Source organism: Erythrobacter sp. JB1-15, assembly GCF_057365035.1.
The window spans coordinates 2,316,297-2,332,210 of record NZ_CP200295.1 but is presented as its reverse complement, the minus strand read 5'-3'; the positions used below and the strand labels follow the sequence as shown (position 1 = coordinate 2,332,210).

The window sequence follows — 15,914 nt, the reverse complement described above, 5'->3', positions numbered from 1 at the left end:
GTCTGCAACACCGGGATACGCGGTGCCAAGTGTATCGCGCGTTTACGAAGCGGCAGCAGCGCTATCGGGCAAGTCTTCGCCAAACACGCGCTGATAATACTCGCTTACCAGCACGCGCTCTGCCTCATCACATTTGTTGAGGAATGACAGGCGGAAGGCAAAGCCCATTGACTTGAAGATCGCCGCATTCTGCGCCCATGTAATGACGGTGCGCGGGCTCATCACTGTGGAGATATCGCCATTCATAAAGCCCTGCCGCGTGAGATCCGCAACCTTGATCATATCGGCAATCACGCCATCATCGGTATCCGGCGTCTTCGACTTAACGATGGCTTTTTCTGTGTCGGCATCGAGATAATTGAGCGCCACTACAACATTCCAGCGGTCCATCTGCGCCTGGTTGATCGCTTGGGTGCCATGATACAGCCCGCTGGTATCGCCCAGCCCCACCGTATTGGTGGTCGCAAACAGGCGGAAATGCGGGTTCGGCGTGATTACGCGATTCTGATCGAGCAGTGTCAAACGGCCATCAAATTCGAGGATACGCTGGATAACGAACATCACATCCGGGCGGCCCGCATCGTATTCATCAAAGGTCAAGGCAACCGGATGCTGCAACGCCCATGGCAAAATACCTTCTTTGAATTCAGTGACTTGCAATCCATCTTTCAACACGATTGCATCGCGCCCGATCAGGTCGATCCGGCTGATATGCGCGTCCAAATTCACCCGGATGCTGGGCCAATTGAGACGAGCTGCGACCTGTTCGATATGAGTTGACTTGCCCGTCCCGTGATAGCCCTGAACCATCACGCGGCGATTATGCGCAAATCCGGCGAGGATCGCCAGCGTGGTGTCAGGATCAAAAACGTAATCCGCGTCAAATTCAGGCACATGCTCGCTTGCCTCGGAAAAGGCAGGCACTTGCCAATCGACATCAATGCCAAAGACATCGCGCACATCAATCGTCGTATCGGGAGAGGCGGGAATGGCGGTTGCGCCGGCGGTGTTGGGTGTAGCAGGTGAGTTCATTGCAGGGGCCGCGTTAATGGCCTTAAGCCAAGCGGGCAAGAGGGTCAGCGCGGCTTGCGCCTCACTATTTTTAGCAAGGGGTTTGGGCGGGCACACGAATATCGCGCAAATGCCCCCTTTTTATCCAAATCCGCGCGCCATTGCCTCCTGCGGTGACAGACGCTTTTTGCCCCGGAGGCCAACGTACCCAGTCATGAACGCCGTAGCGATCACCGCCGATCTCCATATCGCCTTTGAGCACAAGCAGTTCAAAACCGCCTTTGTCGCTCAATTCAATACAAGCGCTGGCATCCCATTCCTCAAGCGCGACATGCTCGTAATCCCTCTTTGCCAGCACCGCTTCGCGCACACCTTCGCGGCGGCTATCCGCGGTTAATGGCAGCGTGGTGAGATCGAGCGCGAATTGGTTGCGGTCGGCCGGATCAAACTGCCACAATTTGACAAAGATCGTGCAACCATCCTCTGATCTGGGCGTATGGCGTGTGCCAACTGGATTACGCACATAAGTGCCCGCCGGATAATCGCCGTGCTCATCCTGAAACACGCCTTCAAGCACGATGAATTCTTCACCGCCTGAATGGGTATGCTCGGCAAAAGCGCTGCCTTTGGCATAGCGGACGATAGAGGTTGCCCGGGCCACCTCATCGCCGATGCGGTCAAGCATCCTGCGATCCACACCCGCCATAGGCGACGCGCTCCATTCCAGTGTGCTTGTGTGCACCATCGCGGGGGACGCAAAATCGGCGTTGATCTGCATGGTCAGTCACATGGGCATCACGAGCGGTCTTTAAAAGCGGCAGCGTCTCTCGAAAAATGCGATTAGAGTAATTACCTTGCTCTGATGGCTGACCCAATCGAAGCCCTGCGACTAAAAGTGGTCGAACAAGTGCGCGGTGTCTTTAACGACACCTCAGCCGGTCAAAAGCCAGTGCCGCCTTCTGATGAAGCATTGTTCGCGCGTGATACGCCCATTCGCATGGTGCATGCTGATCTGGTTGGCATGATGACTGGCGGGATACGCGGGCTTTTGCTGCAAATGCTTCACCCCCACGCCTTGCAAGGGGTGCTCGATCATTCCAATTTTCGCGAGGATATGCATGGCCGCCTGCGCCGCACCGCTCGCTTTATCGCCGTGACCACCTTCGGGCATGAGGACGAAGCGATGCGCGCGATTGACCGGGTGAACCGCATTCACGCCCGTGTCGGCGGCACTTTGCCCGATGGCACGCCTTACATCGCCAACAATCCGCGCACATTGGCATGGGTTCATGTGGTCGAGGCGCAGAGTTTTCTTGCCGGATATGTCCGCCATGTCCGGCCCGATATGCCTGGTGCGGAAAGGGATGAATATTACCGGCAATTCGCAGTGATCGCGCGCGCATTGGGGGCGGACCCCGTGCCTGAAACCCGCGCAGAGGCTGATGCGATCTTTCGCGAATTGCGCGGCGATCTACGCGCCACTCCCGAAGCGCGCGAAGTGGCGCAATTGGTTCTAACTCAGCGCCCTCCCGGCACGCCTCCCGGTGTGCAAGCAATGTTGGGGGCAGAGGCGGTGTCCATGCTGCCTGATTGGGCGCGCGGAATGCTGCGGTTGCAGCGCCCTCGCCTGACTGCCCTGCCAGCGCGCGCGGCGACATCAGCCGTTGGACGAACATTGCGCTGGGCATTCAAGCAAAACTGAACGCCGGATTTTCGCCATCCTCTGATACACTTGGCCCGCTGAGTCGCTGACGAAGGAGGCGTTTGTGTATGTAGCTATTGCCGTGCTGTCCGTGCCTGAGGGCAATCGGGACGAATATCAAAAAGCCGCGCAATTCATGGCCGACTGGTCGATGAGCCAGGGCGCATTGGAAGTCATGGAATTGTGGGAAGCCAATGTGCCGACAGGCAAAACCACCGATCTTCGCAAAGCTGTTGCTGCACAAGATGGCGAGCAGATTGTCGCAGGATGGGTGATCTGGCCGGACAAGGAAACGCTCACCAAAGCGCAAGAGGCCATGGGACGCGGCGAAGGGTTCGAAGGCTATCCTGAAGGCGATCCTCCGTTCGATCCGGCGCGCATGATTTTTGGCGAATTTACTCCCGTTTTGACCAGAGGACGCGGCTGAAATGGCTGAATTCACATTCTACACTGTTGCGATGAGCCGGGGGCAGATTTCGCGCTGGGCTTTGCACGAAGCGGGAGCGGACTACGCCTCTGTGGTGTTTGATTGGGCCACGCGGCCCGATAGTTTCAAAGACATCAATCCGATGAACAAAGTCCCCGCTCTGGTGCATCATCAAGGCGGCCAAGACCATGTCATCACAGAGGCGGCTGCGATCAACCATTACCTTGCAGAAACGCATCCCGATAAAGACCTTCTGCCACAACCCGATGAGATGGCGGCCTATTTCCGCTGGATGTTCTTTGCAGCCGGACCGCTTGAACAGGCTCTTCTGGCGAAAGCTCTTGGTTGGGAAGTGTCCGAAGATCGCACCCGGACGGCAGGTTTTGGCACTCTGGAACTCGCTCTTTCTGCGATGAAAGACTGGCTTACTCATAACGATTTTGCTGCGGGGTCGCGTTTCACAATGGCCGACACATATGTCGGCAGCCAATTCGTGTGGGGTCTTAGGTTCGGCTCGATCCCTGAAAGCCCTGCGTTCAAAGCCTATGTAGAGCGCATCACCCAGCGGCCTGCCTATAGTGAGGCAAATGCGATCGATGCTGCGCTGATTGAACAGGCGGGCAGCTAGGTCAAAGCACGGCTTTTCTGGAGCAGTTGATAGGCCTCAACCACCTTACCCAGCCGCGCCTCGTATTTGCGATCCCCGCCATTTCGGTCGGGGTGATAGCGGCGCACAAGCTCTGAATAACGCCGCCGCAATCGCCTTTTGTCAGTGCCTGTGCCCAGGCCCATAACTTCCAGCGCTTCGGCTTCGTCTTTGGAAAACCGCCCATCCATGGCCATTGCCGCCTCGCGCTGGGCTTTGCTTTTGATCCCCGCCGCGCGCGCAGAAATCGCATCGAGCGGATCGTTGAAATCGGCCCAGCGCGGCATACCGTCAACATGGACTTTGGCCGAAAAACCCGGGCTTTCAGTGCGCCATCCCGACATTGGCGATTGCGCGGCGAGGATTTCGTCCGCACTCATCCCCTCGAACCAATCATAGCCCGCGTTGAATTCGCGCACATGCTCAAGGCAGAACCAGCGCCATGTGCCCGGCCCATCAAACCCCGCAGCACGGTGACCGGGCGCGCGAAATTCTCCGGCCTCGGTGCAACCGGGCCGTTCGCATTGCCGATGCGCGCCTTCATGGCGGCCATGAAATCGGGATTGAGCCATTAAGAGCTTGAGAATGGTGCCTCATATGCCAAATGCCAAGACTTGCAATTCGGGAAACACACAAATGGTTGGACATATAGCTGACGAAATGAGCGAGCTTTTGACGCAGGCCTTCGCGCCGACGCGGCTTGAGATTATCAATGACAGCGCCAGCCATGCTGGCCATTCGGGCGATGATGGATCAGGCGAATCGCACTTTACCATCGTGATAGAGGCCGCCCAGTTCGCAGAAATGACGCGCCTCGCCCGGCAGCGAGCGGTGATCGCAGCACTCGGCGATATTGTTGGCGGGCGAGTGCATGCGGTCGCGATCAAAGCTGGCGTGCCCACAGGGTGAGCGAACCTGCAGCCGGTCCCTTACGCATCCGCCGATCCGCGCGCATCATCGTGCTCGATCCGCAGACCCGCGCATTGATGTTTCGTTTTGATGTGCCGGGCCGTGCGCCTTTTTGGGTAACGGCCGGCGGTGAATGCGAAGCTGGTGAGACGTTCGAAGACGCCGCGCGGCGTGAATTGCTGGAGGAGACCGGCATCATTGCTGATCCGGGGAAGCAAATCGCGCGCACCACTCCGCAATTTGTCACGGTCGAAGGCGAGCCTGTGCAAGCCGATGAACGCTATTTCCTCATTCGCGTAGACGATGCGGCTATCGATACAGCGCGCCACACCCCGCTTGAACAAAAGGTGATGACGCAGCACCGCTGGTTCACATACCGCGAATTGGGCGAATGGCCTGAAGCAATATTTCCGGAAAATATCGCCGCCATTATAAAAAGGAATATTTCAAGCTGATTGCCCTTCGCGCACTTTCTGTTACGCATTACAACAGTTTGGGGCCAGAATTCTGGGGGAGCACATGGATTACACCGATAAGACGGTCTGGATAACAGGCGCATCATCGGGAATTGGCGCAGCGCTCGCGCGGGATTTAGCGGGCCGCGGCGCGCATCTTGTGCTTTCAGGGCGCGATGAAAGCCGGCTTGCTGCGGTCGCAGCCGATTGCGGCGAAACGCTGATCCTGCCCTTTGACGTTCGCGATGATGCCGCGCTGGCCGATGCCACCGAAAAAGCAATTGCTTGGAAAAGCGGTGTTGATCTTGCTTTTGCCAATGCCGGTGTGTCGCAGCGGTCCAGGGCGCTCAAGACCGACATGCAGGTTTACCGCGATATTATCGATATAGATCTGACCGCACAAATCGCTTTTTGCCAAGGGCTTATCGGCCATATGGCAGATCGCGGATCAGGTGGTATTGCGCTCATTTCCTCAATCGCGGGCAAAGTGGGTGTGCCTATGCGAACGGCCTACTCAGCGGTGAAATTTGGCCTTGCTGGATATGGCGATGCCCTGCGCGCAGAATTGTCGCAAACGGGTGTGAGTGTTCATGTCATCTACCCAGGATCAGTCGCCACCGATGTCGCACGCAATGCGCTTGTCGGTGATGGCCATAAGAGGGGCCGATCTGACAGAGTGATTGATGAAGGAATACAGGCTGAAGATGCAGCCAAAACCATGCTCGACGAAATTGCCGCGGGCACCCGGGAAATTATCGTGGCGCAAGGGTCTGAAGAGGCGATGGGCGAATTGCGCCGCACTCCCGAGGAATTGATGGATCAGGTCGCAGGCATGGTCGCGGCGGGATATATGGAGAAAATGGAAGCCTGAAAAACAGGCAAGACTGGGTCGTAACATTATGTTTTCTCGCAATTTCAAGCCATCAGCTAAGCTCGCGCCCTATGTCCGGGATTATTACATCTTCCAGGCGCCTTTGCCTGACAATCACGTGATTGAGGATTTCCTGCTGGCAGAAACCGCCTTTGTCCGGTGCCTGATCACAGGTGACTGGCGCGGCGGCGATGCGCCTGAGGAATTGTCGCGCGCGGGCTATGCCCTGTTTTCAGGTGCAAACAGCCGCCCATACAAGGTTCGACTTACCGGCAGCCTTGATAATATCGGTATTGCCTTTCGCCCCGGCGGATGGCGAGCATTGTTTACCCAATCCCATGCGGATTTTGCCGACGATATGCTCGCGCTGCGCGATATCTGGGGACCGCTGGCAGACACATTGCATGAAGAGGCCGCCCGCGCGCCCGACGATGAAACAAAGATCGCAATCGTCGAAGATATCCTCACACGGAGGCTGGACGAGATTGGCAGCTATCATGTCGATGAGGCGATGACCTTGTTTGAACGCATATCGCGTCAGGACAGCACGATCCGAATTGATGAGGCGGCGCAGCGAATCGGGCTTTCGGTTCGCCAGATGGAGCGGCGCTGCAAGTATCATTTCGGGCTTACGCCTAAGGCCGTTCTAAGGCGCAGCAGGTTCCTTGATATGGCAGCGGCTATTCGCGGGTTCAGCAGCCCCAACGATCAAGTGCTTGCCGAATTGCGATATTTCGACGATTCTGCATCTTAACAAGGAATTCCGGATGTTTGCGCATATGACGCCGGGCCAGTTTAAAGAGGCCGAAACGCCTCTGCAAACCGCCGGGCTGCGCTTTCGCGAAAACAGCCGATATGACGATTAGGGCCTGCTTGCGGGCCGCAGACACATGAGGAACGGCCTGCATGGAACAAAAGCGCGTTGAACTTGCCAATGGCATCCATCTGGACGTGATCGACGAAGGGCCGGTTGATGCCCCGCCCCTGATTTTTCTTCACGGATTTCCAGAAAGCCACCGGACATGGCGCCACCAGATTGCGCATTTCAAGGATCGCTTTCGCTGCATTGCGCCCGATCAGCGCGGTTATCGCGGGTCGTCCAAACCTCAAGAGGTTAGCGCATACACGCCTGACAAGCTGATCGGCGATGTCTTCCTGCTGGCCGATGCGCTGTCTTTATCCAAATTCACGATTGTCGGCCATGATTGGGGCGGCGCGATTGCCTGGGGCGTGGCTTTGGGCGGACAACATATGCGGGTTGAGCGGGCGATTATCGCCAATGCGCCCCACCCTGCAATCTTTCAAAAGCTGCTTTACACCCATCCCGGCCAGCGCGAGGCCAGCCAATATATTCGCGGATTTCGCGATCCCGCCAACGATGCCTTAGTGAAAGATCAGGGGCTCACAGGCCTGATGCTGAAAGAGGTCAGATGGGACCGCCCCAGCGCGATGGAAGCGGATGAGCGTGACGCCTTGCTGCGCGATTGGCAGAACCGCGATGCTGCCTTTGGCATGCTGAATTACTACCGCGCCAGCCCGCTGGTGGTGCCCGCGATGGAAGAGCCGTTTGAATTGCCTGCCGATTTCGTGCCTCTCGATCTGCCGAAATTGACCATCCCGACATTGGTGATCTGGGCTCTGGACGATCTCGCTTTGCCGCCTGAGAACATCGAAGGATTGGACGACATTGTCGAACCATTGATGATAGAGCGCGTGCCGAATTGCGGACATTTTGTGCCGTGGGAAGCCCCTGACAAAGTCAACGCAGCAATGGAAAAATTCCTGCCAATCTAGGCCGCGCGCGTTTTTGCTAGCATCTGGATACGATCCGCGCTATGTTGTTGATATACAAGGAGAAATAAAATGGTATATCATATCCCAGCCGATTGTTGTGATTGCGACTGCACCAAGTGTCAGCAGGGCGCTACGTGTCAGGATTGCGATTGCTGCTGAACGATTGACGAGTGGAGGATGGTGACGTGGAGGGAGGCCCTCCACCCACCCCGTTAGGCACCGCCCCATTCAATCCATGCGCCATGCGGATGGGCGTGCGCCAACAAGGTTGGCGTGCCTGAACCTTCGGTCCCGTCCCAAAACCGCACTTTCAATTCGTGCCGGAAAGTCGCCGGGTCTGTTTCCAGACTGACCCAGGCAAGCGGCATATCTGGCGTTGCGTTTTCGCCCGCTTCGGCAAATGCATCTTCGATAGAATTCTGCGTTTCGCGCGGCATATATTGCCACATAATCGAATGAAACATCGCCTTGGTCGTGCCCGCCATCTGCGGCCGGGCAAGTTCCTGCGCGACAAAACCGGCTGCATCCATCCGCACCAAGTCAGGCGGCGCCTCCTTTGCTAGGGAAATCGCAGCATCAATCCTCTCCATGCGTTCCCCCGCATCGGGCCAGACATAGGCTTTGAGCCGCAAAGCGGCGTCAGGATCGGCCAGATTGATGGGGGCAACGTCGCACCCGTTTACCGACAGGATTGCAAAATCGCTCGGCGGCAGTGGCGGTGTGCCGGTGCCGCGCCATTCGGGCCGGATTTGCATTGGCGATGATACGGGACCGGCCTGCGTGCCGCCCAGATCATAGGAATACCGTTCGATCATGGTGTTGACCCCGGCGCTTGCACCCAGTTCGAACAGATCAAAGCGCGCGCTCACCCGCTGCGCCAGCCACAGCAATCCCGCCATAATGCTGGCAGAACGTCCAGCCTCATTGGTTTGGGGCGGCCCATCAAGCCAAGGGGTCAACTCCGCGTCATGCTGGCGGGCGATATCAAGCACAAGCGCGTCAATCTCACCTTGATCGGTGATCCCGCCTTCGTAAATGGGCTTCAGCCGGGTGTCGCGCCCGCTCAAAACAAGATGGTGCAAACCGCCTGCCACGCGCAGCGGCAGCGCATCTTTCAAGGTCAGCCCTTCCCAACCAGTCATGGCGCGGCCCAATGCGGTGTCGCTATTGCGGATCACCCTAAGCGCTTTAATCATTCTCGCCGTACACGGTGCCCCATTTTTGGCCGCATGATCTGCCTGCCACTGGATCGCGGCATCAAATTCTTGCGTTGCCATAATATCATGCGCGTCCATGCGGCTTAAAACTCCCGTTATACGACCGCCGTTTTGGTTGCCCTTTTTAAGGCCGCACCCTAAGTGCCAGCGCTATGACAACGCCGCCTCCCCTCTCGGCCCAAAGCCAATTGACCTTTGCCATCCCCAAAGGGCGCATTCTTGATGAAGCGCTGCCTGTTATGAAGGGTTGCGGCATCGTGCCCGAAGATGGCTTTTTCGACAAGGCCAACCGCAGCCTCTCCTTTGACACAAACCGCGCAGATATGCGCCTCATCCGCGTGCGTGCTTTCGATGTGGCGACCTTTGTCGCGCATGGCGCTGCGCAGCTGGGGATTGTGGGATCTGACGTGATCGAAGAATTTGATTACGATGATCTGTATGCGCCGGTTGATCTCGATATCGGGCATTGCCGCCTCTCTGTCGCGCGGCGCGCCGATGATACAGTCCCTATCGAAAGCGCAAGCCATCTGCGCGTTGCGACCAAATATCCCAATCTAACGCGGCGACATTTTGAAAGTCAGGGCGTGCAGGCTGAATGTGTTAAGCTGAATGGCGCGATGGAACTGGCCCCTTCGCTCGGTTTGGCAGGGCAAATTGTCGATCTGGTTTCAACCGGCGCCACTTTAAAGCAGAACGGACTTGTCGAGGTTAGCCGCATTCTCGATATTTCCGCGCGCTTGATCGTCAACCGAGCCGCACTGAAAACCGATCCGCGTATTGCCGAACTCGTCACCCGTTTCCGCGACAATGCGCGGTGCAGCGATGAAAAAGGCTGCGTGATGCAACAACTCTCCACCCTTGATCCCGATTTCGAGGCAAAGTTTGCGCGGCTAGTCAACGCTCGGCGCGATAGCGATGGCGATGTCGCGGGCCAGGTTCAGGGCATTTTGAGCGCGGTCAAAAGCCGAGGCGAAGAAGCGGTGAAAGAGTATACCCAGCGCTTTGATGGCTATGCTTTGTCGCGCGATGAAGACTGGGTCATCACGCCAGACAGGTGCAAGCAAGCATATACCGAAATCGAACCGGAACTACGCGAAGCGCTCGATCTCGCCGCAAGCCGCATCCGCGCCTATCATCTGGCGCAATTGCCCGAAGATCGAGACTACACCGATGATGCAGGCGTAAGGCTGGGTGCGCGGTGGCGGCCAGTTGATGCTGCTGGCTTGTATGTGCCCGGCGGACGCGCGGCTTACCCTTCTTCATTGCTGATGAACGCCATTCCCGCCCGCGTTGCTGGGGTTGAACGCTTGGTCGTAGTCACGCCCACACCAAAAGGGCAATCGAACCCTCTGGTGCTCGCCGCAGCCCATTTGGCAGGCGTTGATGAGATTTGGCGTATTGGCGGGGCGCAGGCCGTGGCGGCTCTCGCCTATGGGACTGACCGGATCCGGCCCGTTGACGTCATCACCGGCCCCGGCAATGCCTATGTCGCCGAAGCCAAGCGCCAGCTTTATGGCCGGGTGGGGATCGATATGGTTGCTGGCCCGTCTGAAATTCTGGTCATCGCAGATGGCAACAATGATCCTGAGTGGATCGCGGCAGATTTGCTAAGTCAGGCAGAACACGATCCCACTTCGCAATCGATCCTCATCACCGACAATGCGGGCTTTGCAGCCCATGTCGAAGACTGCATTGACGTGCAATTGGCGCAGCTTTCAACAGCCAAAACCGCCAAGGAAAGCTGGGAAGCGCATGGCGCTGTCATCATTGTGAATGACCTTATGGAAGAAGCCCCCGCACTCGCCAACGCGCTTGCCGCGGAACATGTCGAATTGGCTATTGATGAAGCCGAAGCGATGATGGGCCTGATCCGCCATGCAGGCAGTGTGTTCCTGGGACGGATGACACCAGAAGCCGTGGGCGATTACGTCGCCGGGCCCAATCACGTGCTGCCAACCGGGCGGCGCGCGCGGTTTTCCAGTGGCCTATCGGTGCTTGATTTTATGAAACGCACCAGCTTCATCGAGCTTGATGATAGTGCCTTTGCCAAAATCGGCCCTGCCGCTGCTACCCTTGCCCATGCAGAAGGCCTGCCCGCTCATGCCAAAACAATAGAATTGCGCCGCAAATGAACACTTCTTCCCGCTCACAATCGCGCTCTGCAGCCCGATTGGCTGCCGTACAGGCGCTTTATCAGCAGCAGATGGAAGGCACAGCCCTGCCCAAACTGCTCGATGAATTTCACCAGCACAGGCTGGGCCGCGAAGTGGATGATGCCGAATATGAAGGCGAGGTGTTCGCCGATGCAGAGATTGCCTTTTTCGATGATCTGGTGCGCGGCGTGGATGCGCGGCGCGATGAAATTGACGCAACCTTGCTTGCCAAGCTGGCTGATGGCTGGACATTGAAACGGCTCGACAAGACGATGCTGCAAGTTCTGCGAGCTGGCGCTTATGAATTGATAGCGCGCGCTGACGTGCCAAAAGCGAGCGCCATCAGCGAATATGTGGATGTCGCCAAAGCGTTCTTCGATGATCGCGAGGCAAAGTTTGTCAACGGCGTGCTCGACGCTGTGGCAAAGGATGCGCGCGCTTAAGGATCGGCTGCATCTATGAAGGACAACGGTATGTCAACGCGCTGCGCCCACGCATTTTCCTCATGCTCAGCGCCGAAAAATACCCGGCTTTCAAAAGCAGGCAGCTGCCAACCCTGTTTTGCCATCATCGCATCGAATGCCCCGAAATAGGGAGCATAGTATGCATCAAGCGTCGCTGTTCCATGGTCAATGTAGATGCGGTTTCGCGCCGGATCGAGTGCGGTCTTGCTGAAGTATTGGCCAAAGGCTGCCGCAACCTGTGCTGCGCGCTCTTCCGGGTCACCGCCTTCCGGATTGGTCAATGGAAGATGGGTTGAAACCCCGGCGGCCTGGCCAAAAATATCGGGATATTCGGCAATAATATATAAGCTGATTAACCCGCCCATCGAGGAACCCATTACAGCGGTATCCTGCGGCGTGGGCAACGTCCGAAACTGGCGATCAATTTCGCCCTTCAAATCAACCGCGACCACTTTCGCATATGCATCACCGCGCAGCGGCGGTCCCGCCTTCATACCTCCTAAGTCAATCCCGGTCACGCCTCGCTGATAGCTTTCAGGCAGCAAACCAAACAGCTTTTGGGGGAAAAGCGCTTGATATCGGTCTTTGGGGCTGCTTAATCCGACCACAATCCATTCACGCAGATCTGCGCGCCCAGCCATTCGCGTAATTGTCTCGTCTATGCCCCATTCCTTGTCGAAATTGGACAGTCGGCGATCAAACAAATTTTCAGCGTCGTGCATGTAGAGCACCGGGAACCGCTTGTTCGGCTCGCTTTGATAGCTTGGCGGAAGCCAGATCCAGACATGATCGACACCTACATCTTTTGCCGGTGAAAAATCTGGCCACGATACAATCTCGCCAGCCGAAACAATTGGCACATCAGGCTTAAGGGACGGCTGGGTCTGTGCTCCAGCGCACGATGCGAGCACAAATGCGAAAGATGATAAAACGAAACGGAAAAACGTTGGCATTTTCACCTCATATGAATTGGCATGAGCATGCCGTTTTGGCCAAGCAAAGGGAAGAAAATACTCACCCGCTAGCGCCTCTGAATTTGCTCGAAAGGCAAATGCAGTCTAGCGAGCACCGGAAGAAGCAGAAAGTTTGTTCGAAATGAACGAGTTGGAGTTCTGGCATGCGTTAAGCGCGCTGCCCCTGCACACAGGCGCTCGCGGATTGAAAGATGATTGCGCGGTTTTAGAAGTCGGCAGCGAAACGTTAATCCTCACTCATGATGCCATGGCTGAGGGTACGCATTTTCGCGCCGATGCCGATCCTTTCGATGTTGCCTGGAAACTTGTCGCCAGCAACCTGTCAGACCTCGCTGCTAAGGGCGCGGAGCCCGTTGGGGTGTTGCTTGGCTATTCGCTGGGGGACGACGATGCGCGTTTTGCCGAAGGGCTTCGTGCGGTCTTGGAAGAATATGACACACCTTTGCTTGGCGGAGACACCATTTCAGCCAAGGGGCCAAAGACCCATGGCCTCACTGCCATCGGGCTGGCAACGCACACGCCTGTCCCGGCGCGCGGCGGCGCAAATGCCGGTGATGGGGTTTATATAACTGGCCCCTTGGGCGGCGCACTGCTCGGATTTGAAGGTGTCCCCGAATATCTGGAGGCTTTTAACCGGCCCCGCCCATTATTGGCGCAAGGTAAAGCGCTTGCGCCTATGGTCTCCGCGATGATGGATGTGTCGGACGGCTTACTGCTGGATTGCTGGCGATTGGCAACGGCGAGCAACCAAGTTGCGATTGAATTGGAAAGCGCTTCGATCCCGGTCGCTGATAGCACGCGGTTTGATGAATGCATCCGGTGGGGAGATGATTATCAGCTGCTTTTCACAGCTGCCCCCGATGCCACTATACCGGCCGCAGCCTATCGCATCGGAACTGTGACGAAAGCCGATTTCGCGCCGCTTTGGCTCGATGACAAAATTCTTACGCCCGGCGATAATCTCGGCTTCCAGCACAACTAATGCTGCAAGCGCTCCTGCACAAAACGCAAGTTTCCCACGCCCCATGCGCTTTCGTGCTTGTGTCCGAGAATTCTCTCGATAGGTTGCACCGTCTTGGCGCAAGGGATCTGCACTGAGAGATAACGACGGCGGACCCCATTTCTTGCGTTTATCTTCCACGCTTTGGAGAGGGGATTCTTCGTGGACTTAATTCTCATATCAATTGGGCTTGGTGTGCTCGCCATCGTGTATGGCTTTATCACCAGCCGCCAAGTGCTGGGTGCCAGCGCTGGCAATGAAAAAATGCAGGAAATTGCAGGCGCCATTCAAGAAGGTGCACAGGCTTATCTCAACCGCCAATACACCGCGATCGGCATTGTCGGCGTGGTCGTCGCTGTTCTTGTCGGAGTGTTCCTTGGCGCGGTTCCAGCGGTTGGATTTTTGATCGGGGCAATTTTGTCGGGCGTTGCTGGCTATATCGGGATGAACATCTCGGTTCGCTCCAATGTTCGCACCGCTGCTGCGGCTGATACGGGACTTCAGGAAGGGCTAACAATCGCCTTTCGCGCAGGCGCGATCACGGGAATGCTCGTGGCGGGCCTTGCTTTGCTGGCCATCGCGGTGTTCTTTTATGTTCTGGTCGGCCCGATGGCGCTTGAACCCAACAGCCGCACGGTCATTGACGGGCTTGTCGGGCTTGCCTTTGGCGCATCGCTGATTTCGATCTTTGCGCGGCTTGGCGGAGGTATCTTCACCAAAGCGGCGGATGTGGGCGCTGACCTTGTCGGCAAAGTAGAAGCGGGCATTCCTGAGGATGATCCGCGCAACCCTGCCACCATCGCCGATAATGTGGGCGACAATGTCGGCGATTGCGCGGGCATGGCGGCCGACCTTTTCGAAACCTATGTGGTGACCGTTGGTGCAACCATGGTGCTCACCGCGCTGTTGTTTGGAGAGGCACTTGGCGATCTCCTGCTGCCGCTGATGACATTGCCTTTGCTGATCGGCGGGGCGTGTATCGTCACATCGATCATCGGCACCTATTTCGTGCGCCTTGGCGGCGGCACCAATGTGATGGGCGCGATGTATAAGGGCTTCCTTGTCACTGCGGTTCTATCCGTGCCGCTGATCTACCTTGTCACAAGCTATGCTTTGGCTGGCGGTACTGATGGCATGAGCGCCGAGATCGCAAGCGGTATCACCGGCGAAGGCCTCGGCTTTAGCGGGATGGACCTGTTCTATTGCTCGCTGATTGGTTTGGTTCTCACAGGTGTCATCATCTGGATTACTGAATACTACACCGGCACCAATTTCCGCCCGGTGCGGTCCATCGCTAAAGCATCGGAAACAGGCCATGGCACCAATGTGATCCAGGGTCTGGCAATCAGCCTTGAATCGACCGCATTGCCAACCATCGTCATCATTGCAGCGATCATCGGTGCCTATCAGCTCGCAGGGCTTATTGGCCTCGCCTATGGCGCGACCGCAATGCTGGCCCTGGCTGGTATGGTCGTTGCGCTTGATGCCTATGGCCCTGTCACCGACAACGCTGGCGGTATTGCTGAAATGGCGGGTCTGGACGAAAGCGTTCGTGAGAAGACCGATCTGCTTGATGCGGTGGGCAACACCACCAAGGCTGTGACCAAAGGCTATGCCATTGGCTCGGCGGGGCTCGCAGCGCTTGTGCTGTTTGCCGCTTACACCGCTGACCTTCGGGAGTTCTTCCCAGATGCCAATGTCGATTTCAGCCTTGAAAACCCCTACGTGATCGTGGGCCTCCTGCTCGGCGCGCTTCTGCCTTACCTCTTCGGAGCCATGGGCATGACCGCGGTGGGCCGGGCTGCTGGCGATGTGGTCAAGGATGTGCGGGAGCAGTTCCGCGAGAAGCCAGGCATCATGGATTACTCGCAAAAGCCGGACTATGCCCGCACCGTTGATCTCGTCACCAAGGCGGCGATCAAGGAGATGATCGTGCCTTCGCTCCTGCCAGTGCTTGCGCCCATTGTGACCTACTTTGTCATCCTTGGACTGGCAGGTCAGGACAATGCGTTTGCAGCTCTCGGCGCGCTCCTTCTCGGCGTGATCGTTGGCGGCTTGTTCGTCGCGCTTTCCATGACTGCTGGCGGCGGTGCATGGGACAATGCCAAGAAGTACATCGAGGATGGCAATCACGGCGGCAAGGGGTCTGAAGCTCACAAGGCTGCCGTGACAGGCGACACTGTGGGCGATCCTTACAAGGACACCGCAGGTCCGGCGGTGAACCCGATGATCAAGATCACCAACATCGTCGCGCTGCTGCTGCTCGCTGCCCTCGCGCACTAGAGCGGTTA

General features: G+C 57.1%; 17 protein-coding genes and 1 pseudogene. 13 read left to right on the top strand and 5 right to left on the bottom strand.

What is annotated here, in order from left to right:
• Nucleotides 1–42 precede the first annotated feature (42 nt).
• Together cobS and AC0V6L_RS11180 are read right to left on the bottom strand one after the other, a co-directional pair.
• Entirely contained in the window at nucleotides 43–1,032 is a 990-nt protein-coding gene (gene cobS, locus AC0V6L_RS11185) for a cobaltochelatase subunit CobS (protein WP_486154334.1), read from the bottom strand.
• 70 nt (nucleotides 1,033–1,102) lie between these two features.
• Nucleotides 1,103–1,756 (bottom strand): cupin domain-containing protein, encoded by a 654-nt coding sequence (locus AC0V6L_RS11180; protein ID WP_486154333.1) that lies wholly within the window; start codon nucleotides 1,754–1,756, stop codon nucleotides 1,103–1,105.
• A 117-nt stretch (nucleotides 1,757–1,873) separates the two neighbouring features.
• Between AC0V6L_RS11180 and AC0V6L_RS11175 the strand changes: the two genes are divergently transcribed.
• The 3 genes from AC0V6L_RS11175 (at nucleotide 1,874) to AC0V6L_RS11165 (ending at nucleotide 3,768) form a co-directional block, all read left to right on the top strand.
• Nucleotides 1,874–2,713 carry an oxygenase MpaB family protein gene (locus AC0V6L_RS11175; protein ID WP_486154332.1) on the top strand — a complete coding sequence of 280 codons (840 nt, stop codon included), beginning with the start codon at nucleotides 1,874–1,876 and terminating at the stop codon, nucleotides 2,711–2,713.
• 64 nt (nucleotides 2,714–2,777) lie between these two features.
• Nucleotides 2,778–3,140 carry a DUF1428 domain-containing protein gene (locus AC0V6L_RS11170; RefSeq protein WP_486154331.1) on the top strand — a complete coding sequence of 121 codons (363 nt, stop codon included), beginning with the start codon at nucleotides 2,778–2,780 and terminating at the stop codon, nucleotides 3,138–3,140.
• 1 nt (nucleotide 3,141) lies between these two features.
• A complete protein-coding gene (locus AC0V6L_RS11165; RefSeq protein WP_486154330.1) occupies nucleotides 3,142–3,768 on the top strand; it encodes a glutathione S-transferase family protein in 627 nt (208 codons plus the stop codon).
• Here the strand turns inward: AC0V6L_RS11165 and AC0V6L_RS11160 are convergent.
• Entirely contained in the window at nucleotides 3,765–4,358 is a 594-nt protein-coding gene (locus AC0V6L_RS11160) for a J domain-containing protein (RefSeq protein WP_486150773.1), read from the bottom strand. The genes AC0V6L_RS11165 and AC0V6L_RS11160 overlap by 4 nt on opposite strands.
• A gap of 88 nt (nucleotides 4,359–4,446) precedes the next feature.
• Here AC0V6L_RS11160 and AC0V6L_RS11155 point away from each other — a divergent pair, with 88 nt between their 5' ends.
• The 5 genes from AC0V6L_RS11155 to AC0V6L_RS11135 all read left to right on the top strand — a co-directional run bounded on the left by AC0V6L_RS11155 (nucleotide 4,447) and on the right by AC0V6L_RS11135 (nucleotide 7,815).
• Nucleotides 4,447–4,695 (top strand): BolA family protein, encoded by a 249-nt coding sequence (locus tag AC0V6L_RS11155; RefSeq protein ID WP_486154329.1) that lies wholly within the window; start codon nucleotides 4,447–4,449, stop codon nucleotides 4,693–4,695.
• A complete protein-coding gene (locus AC0V6L_RS11150; RefSeq protein ID WP_486154327.1) occupies nucleotides 4,692–5,150 on the top strand; it encodes an NUDIX hydrolase in 459 nt (152 codons plus the stop codon). Before AC0V6L_RS11155 ends, AC0V6L_RS11150 begins: the two co-directional genes overlap by 4 nt.
• A gap of 64 nt (nucleotides 5,151–5,214) precedes the next feature.
• Complete coding sequence (locus tag AC0V6L_RS11145; RefSeq protein ID WP_486154326.1) at nucleotides 5,215–6,021, top strand: SDR family NAD(P)-dependent oxidoreductase; 807 nt, start codon at nucleotides 5,215–5,217, stop codon at nucleotides 6,019–6,021.
• Between the two features lie 28 nt (nucleotides 6,022–6,049).
• The gene (locus tag AC0V6L_RS11140; protein WP_486154325.1) at nucleotides 6,050–6,775 is read left to right on the top strand and encodes a DUF6597 domain-containing transcriptional factor; all 726 of its coding nucleotides are present in this window, start codon (nucleotides 6,050–6,052) and stop codon (nucleotides 6,773–6,775) included.
• A gap of 152 nt (nucleotides 6,776–6,927) precedes the next feature.
• Nucleotides 6,928–7,815, top strand: a complete 888-nt coding sequence (locus tag AC0V6L_RS11135) for an alpha/beta fold hydrolase (protein WP_486154324.1) — start codon at nucleotides 6,928–6,930, stop codon at nucleotides 7,813–7,815.
• A 212-nt stretch (nucleotides 7,816–8,027) separates the two neighbouring features.
• Here AC0V6L_RS11135 and AC0V6L_RS11130 read toward each other — a convergent pair whose 3' ends face one another.
• Nucleotides 8,028–9,110: a DUF2332 domain-containing protein gene (locus AC0V6L_RS11130; protein ID WP_486154323.1), complete on the bottom strand. Its 1,083-nt coding sequence runs from the start codon at nucleotides 9,108–9,110 to the stop codon at nucleotides 8,028–8,030.
• Nucleotides 9,111–9,184: 74 nt separating this feature from the next.
• Here AC0V6L_RS11130 and hisG point away from each other — a divergent pair.
• From hisG to nusB, 3 genes and pseudogenes are all read left to right on the top strand, one after another.
• A pseudogene (gene hisG, locus AC0V6L_RS11125) lies at nucleotides 9,185–9,835 on the top strand (ATP phosphoribosyltransferase); the annotation flags it as partial.
• A gap of 36 nt (nucleotides 9,836–9,871) precedes the next feature.
• On the top strand, nucleotides 9,872–11,164 hold the full coding sequence (hisD, locus tag AC0V6L_RS11120; RefSeq protein ID WP_486155117.1) for a histidinol dehydrogenase: 1,293 nt from the start codon (nucleotides 9,872–9,874) through the stop codon (nucleotides 11,162–11,164).
• Nucleotides 11,161–11,628 carry a transcription antitermination factor NusB gene (gene nusB / locus AC0V6L_RS11115; RefSeq protein ID WP_486154322.1) on the top strand — a complete coding sequence of 156 codons (468 nt, stop codon included), beginning with the start codon at nucleotides 11,161–11,163 and terminating at the stop codon, nucleotides 11,626–11,628. Before hisD ends, nusB begins: the two co-directional genes overlap by 4 nt.
• On the opposite strand, the gene AC0V6L_RS11110 is transcribed toward nusB, so the two are convergent.
• On the bottom strand, nucleotides 11,625–12,602 hold the full coding sequence (locus tag AC0V6L_RS11110; protein WP_486154321.1) for an alpha/beta hydrolase: 978 nt from the start codon (nucleotides 12,600–12,602) through the stop codon (nucleotides 11,625–11,627). The two genes, nusB and AC0V6L_RS11110, sit on opposite strands and share 4 nt — an antisense overlap.
• A 142-nt stretch (nucleotides 12,603–12,744) precedes the next feature.
• Here AC0V6L_RS11110 and thiL point away from each other — a divergent pair, with 142 nt between their 5' ends.
• Together thiL and AC0V6L_RS11100 are read left to right on the top strand one after the other, a co-directional pair.
• Nucleotides 12,745–13,605 carry a thiamine-phosphate kinase gene (thiL, locus tag AC0V6L_RS11105; protein WP_486154320.1) on the top strand — a complete coding sequence of 287 codons (861 nt, stop codon included), beginning with the start codon at nucleotides 12,745–12,747 and terminating at the stop codon, nucleotides 13,603–13,605.
• Nucleotides 13,606–13,785: 180 nt separating this feature from the next.
• Nucleotides 13,786–15,906, top strand: coding sequence for a sodium-translocating pyrophosphatase (locus AC0V6L_RS11100; RefSeq protein WP_486154319.1), 2,121 nt, complete (start codon nucleotides 13,786–13,788; stop codon nucleotides 15,904–15,906).
• Nucleotides 15,907–15,914: the final 8 nt, after the last annotated feature.

What these genes read in the sequence shown, in the direction of transcription:
- nusB (WP_486154322.1), top strand. Translation starts at nt 11,161, where the DNA reads ATGAACACTTCTTCCCGCTCACAATCGCGCTCTGCAGCCCGATTGGCT.
- AC0V6L_RS11165 (WP_486154330.1), top strand. Translation starts at nt 3,142, where the DNA reads ATGGCTGAATTCACATTCTACACTGTTGCGATGAGCCGGGGGCAGATT.
- AC0V6L_RS11180 (WP_486154333.1), bottom strand. Translation starts at nt 1,756, where the DNA reads ATGGTGCACACAAGCACACTGGAATGGAGCGCGTCGCCTATGGCGGGT.
- AC0V6L_RS11160 (WP_486150773.1), bottom strand. Translation starts at nt 4,358, where the DNA reads ATGGCTCAATCCCGATTTCATGGCCGCCATGAAGGCGCGCATCGGCAA.
- hisD (WP_486155117.1), top strand. Translation starts at nt 9,872, where the DNA reads ATGCAACAACTCTCCACCCTTGATCCCGATTTCGAGGCAAAGTTTGCG.
- AC0V6L_RS11155 (WP_486154329.1), top strand. Translation starts at nt 4,447, where the DNA reads ATGAGCGAGCTTTTGACGCAGGCCTTCGCGCCGACGCGGCTTGAGATT.
- cobS (WP_486154334.1), bottom strand. Translation starts at nt 1,032, where the DNA reads ATGAACTCACCTGCTACACCCAACACCGCCGGCGCAACCGCCATTCCC.
- AC0V6L_RS11110 (WP_486154321.1), bottom strand. Translation starts at nt 12,602, where the DNA reads ATGCCAACGTTTTTCCGTTTCGTTTTATCATCTTTCGCATTTGTGCTC.
- thiL (WP_486154320.1), top strand. Translation starts at nt 12,745, where the DNA reads ATGAACGAGTTGGAGTTCTGGCATGCGTTAAGCGCGCTGCCCCTGCAC.
- AC0V6L_RS11135 (WP_486154324.1), top strand. Translation starts at nt 6,928, where the DNA reads ATGGAACAAAAGCGCGTTGAACTTGCCAATGGCATCCATCTGGACGTG.
- AC0V6L_RS11145 (WP_486154326.1), top strand. Translation starts at nt 5,215, where the DNA reads ATGGATTACACCGATAAGACGGTCTGGATAACAGGCGCATCATCGGGA.
- AC0V6L_RS11130 (WP_486154323.1), bottom strand. Translation starts at nt 9,110, where the DNA reads ATGGACGCGCATGATATTATGGCAACGCAAGAATTTGATGCCGCGATC.
- AC0V6L_RS11140 (WP_486154325.1), top strand. Translation starts at nt 6,050, where the DNA reads ATGTTTTCTCGCAATTTCAAGCCATCAGCTAAGCTCGCGCCCTATGTC.
- AC0V6L_RS11175 (WP_486154332.1), top strand. Translation starts at nt 1,874, where the DNA reads ATGGCTGACCCAATCGAAGCCCTGCGACTAAAAGTGGTCGAACAAGTG.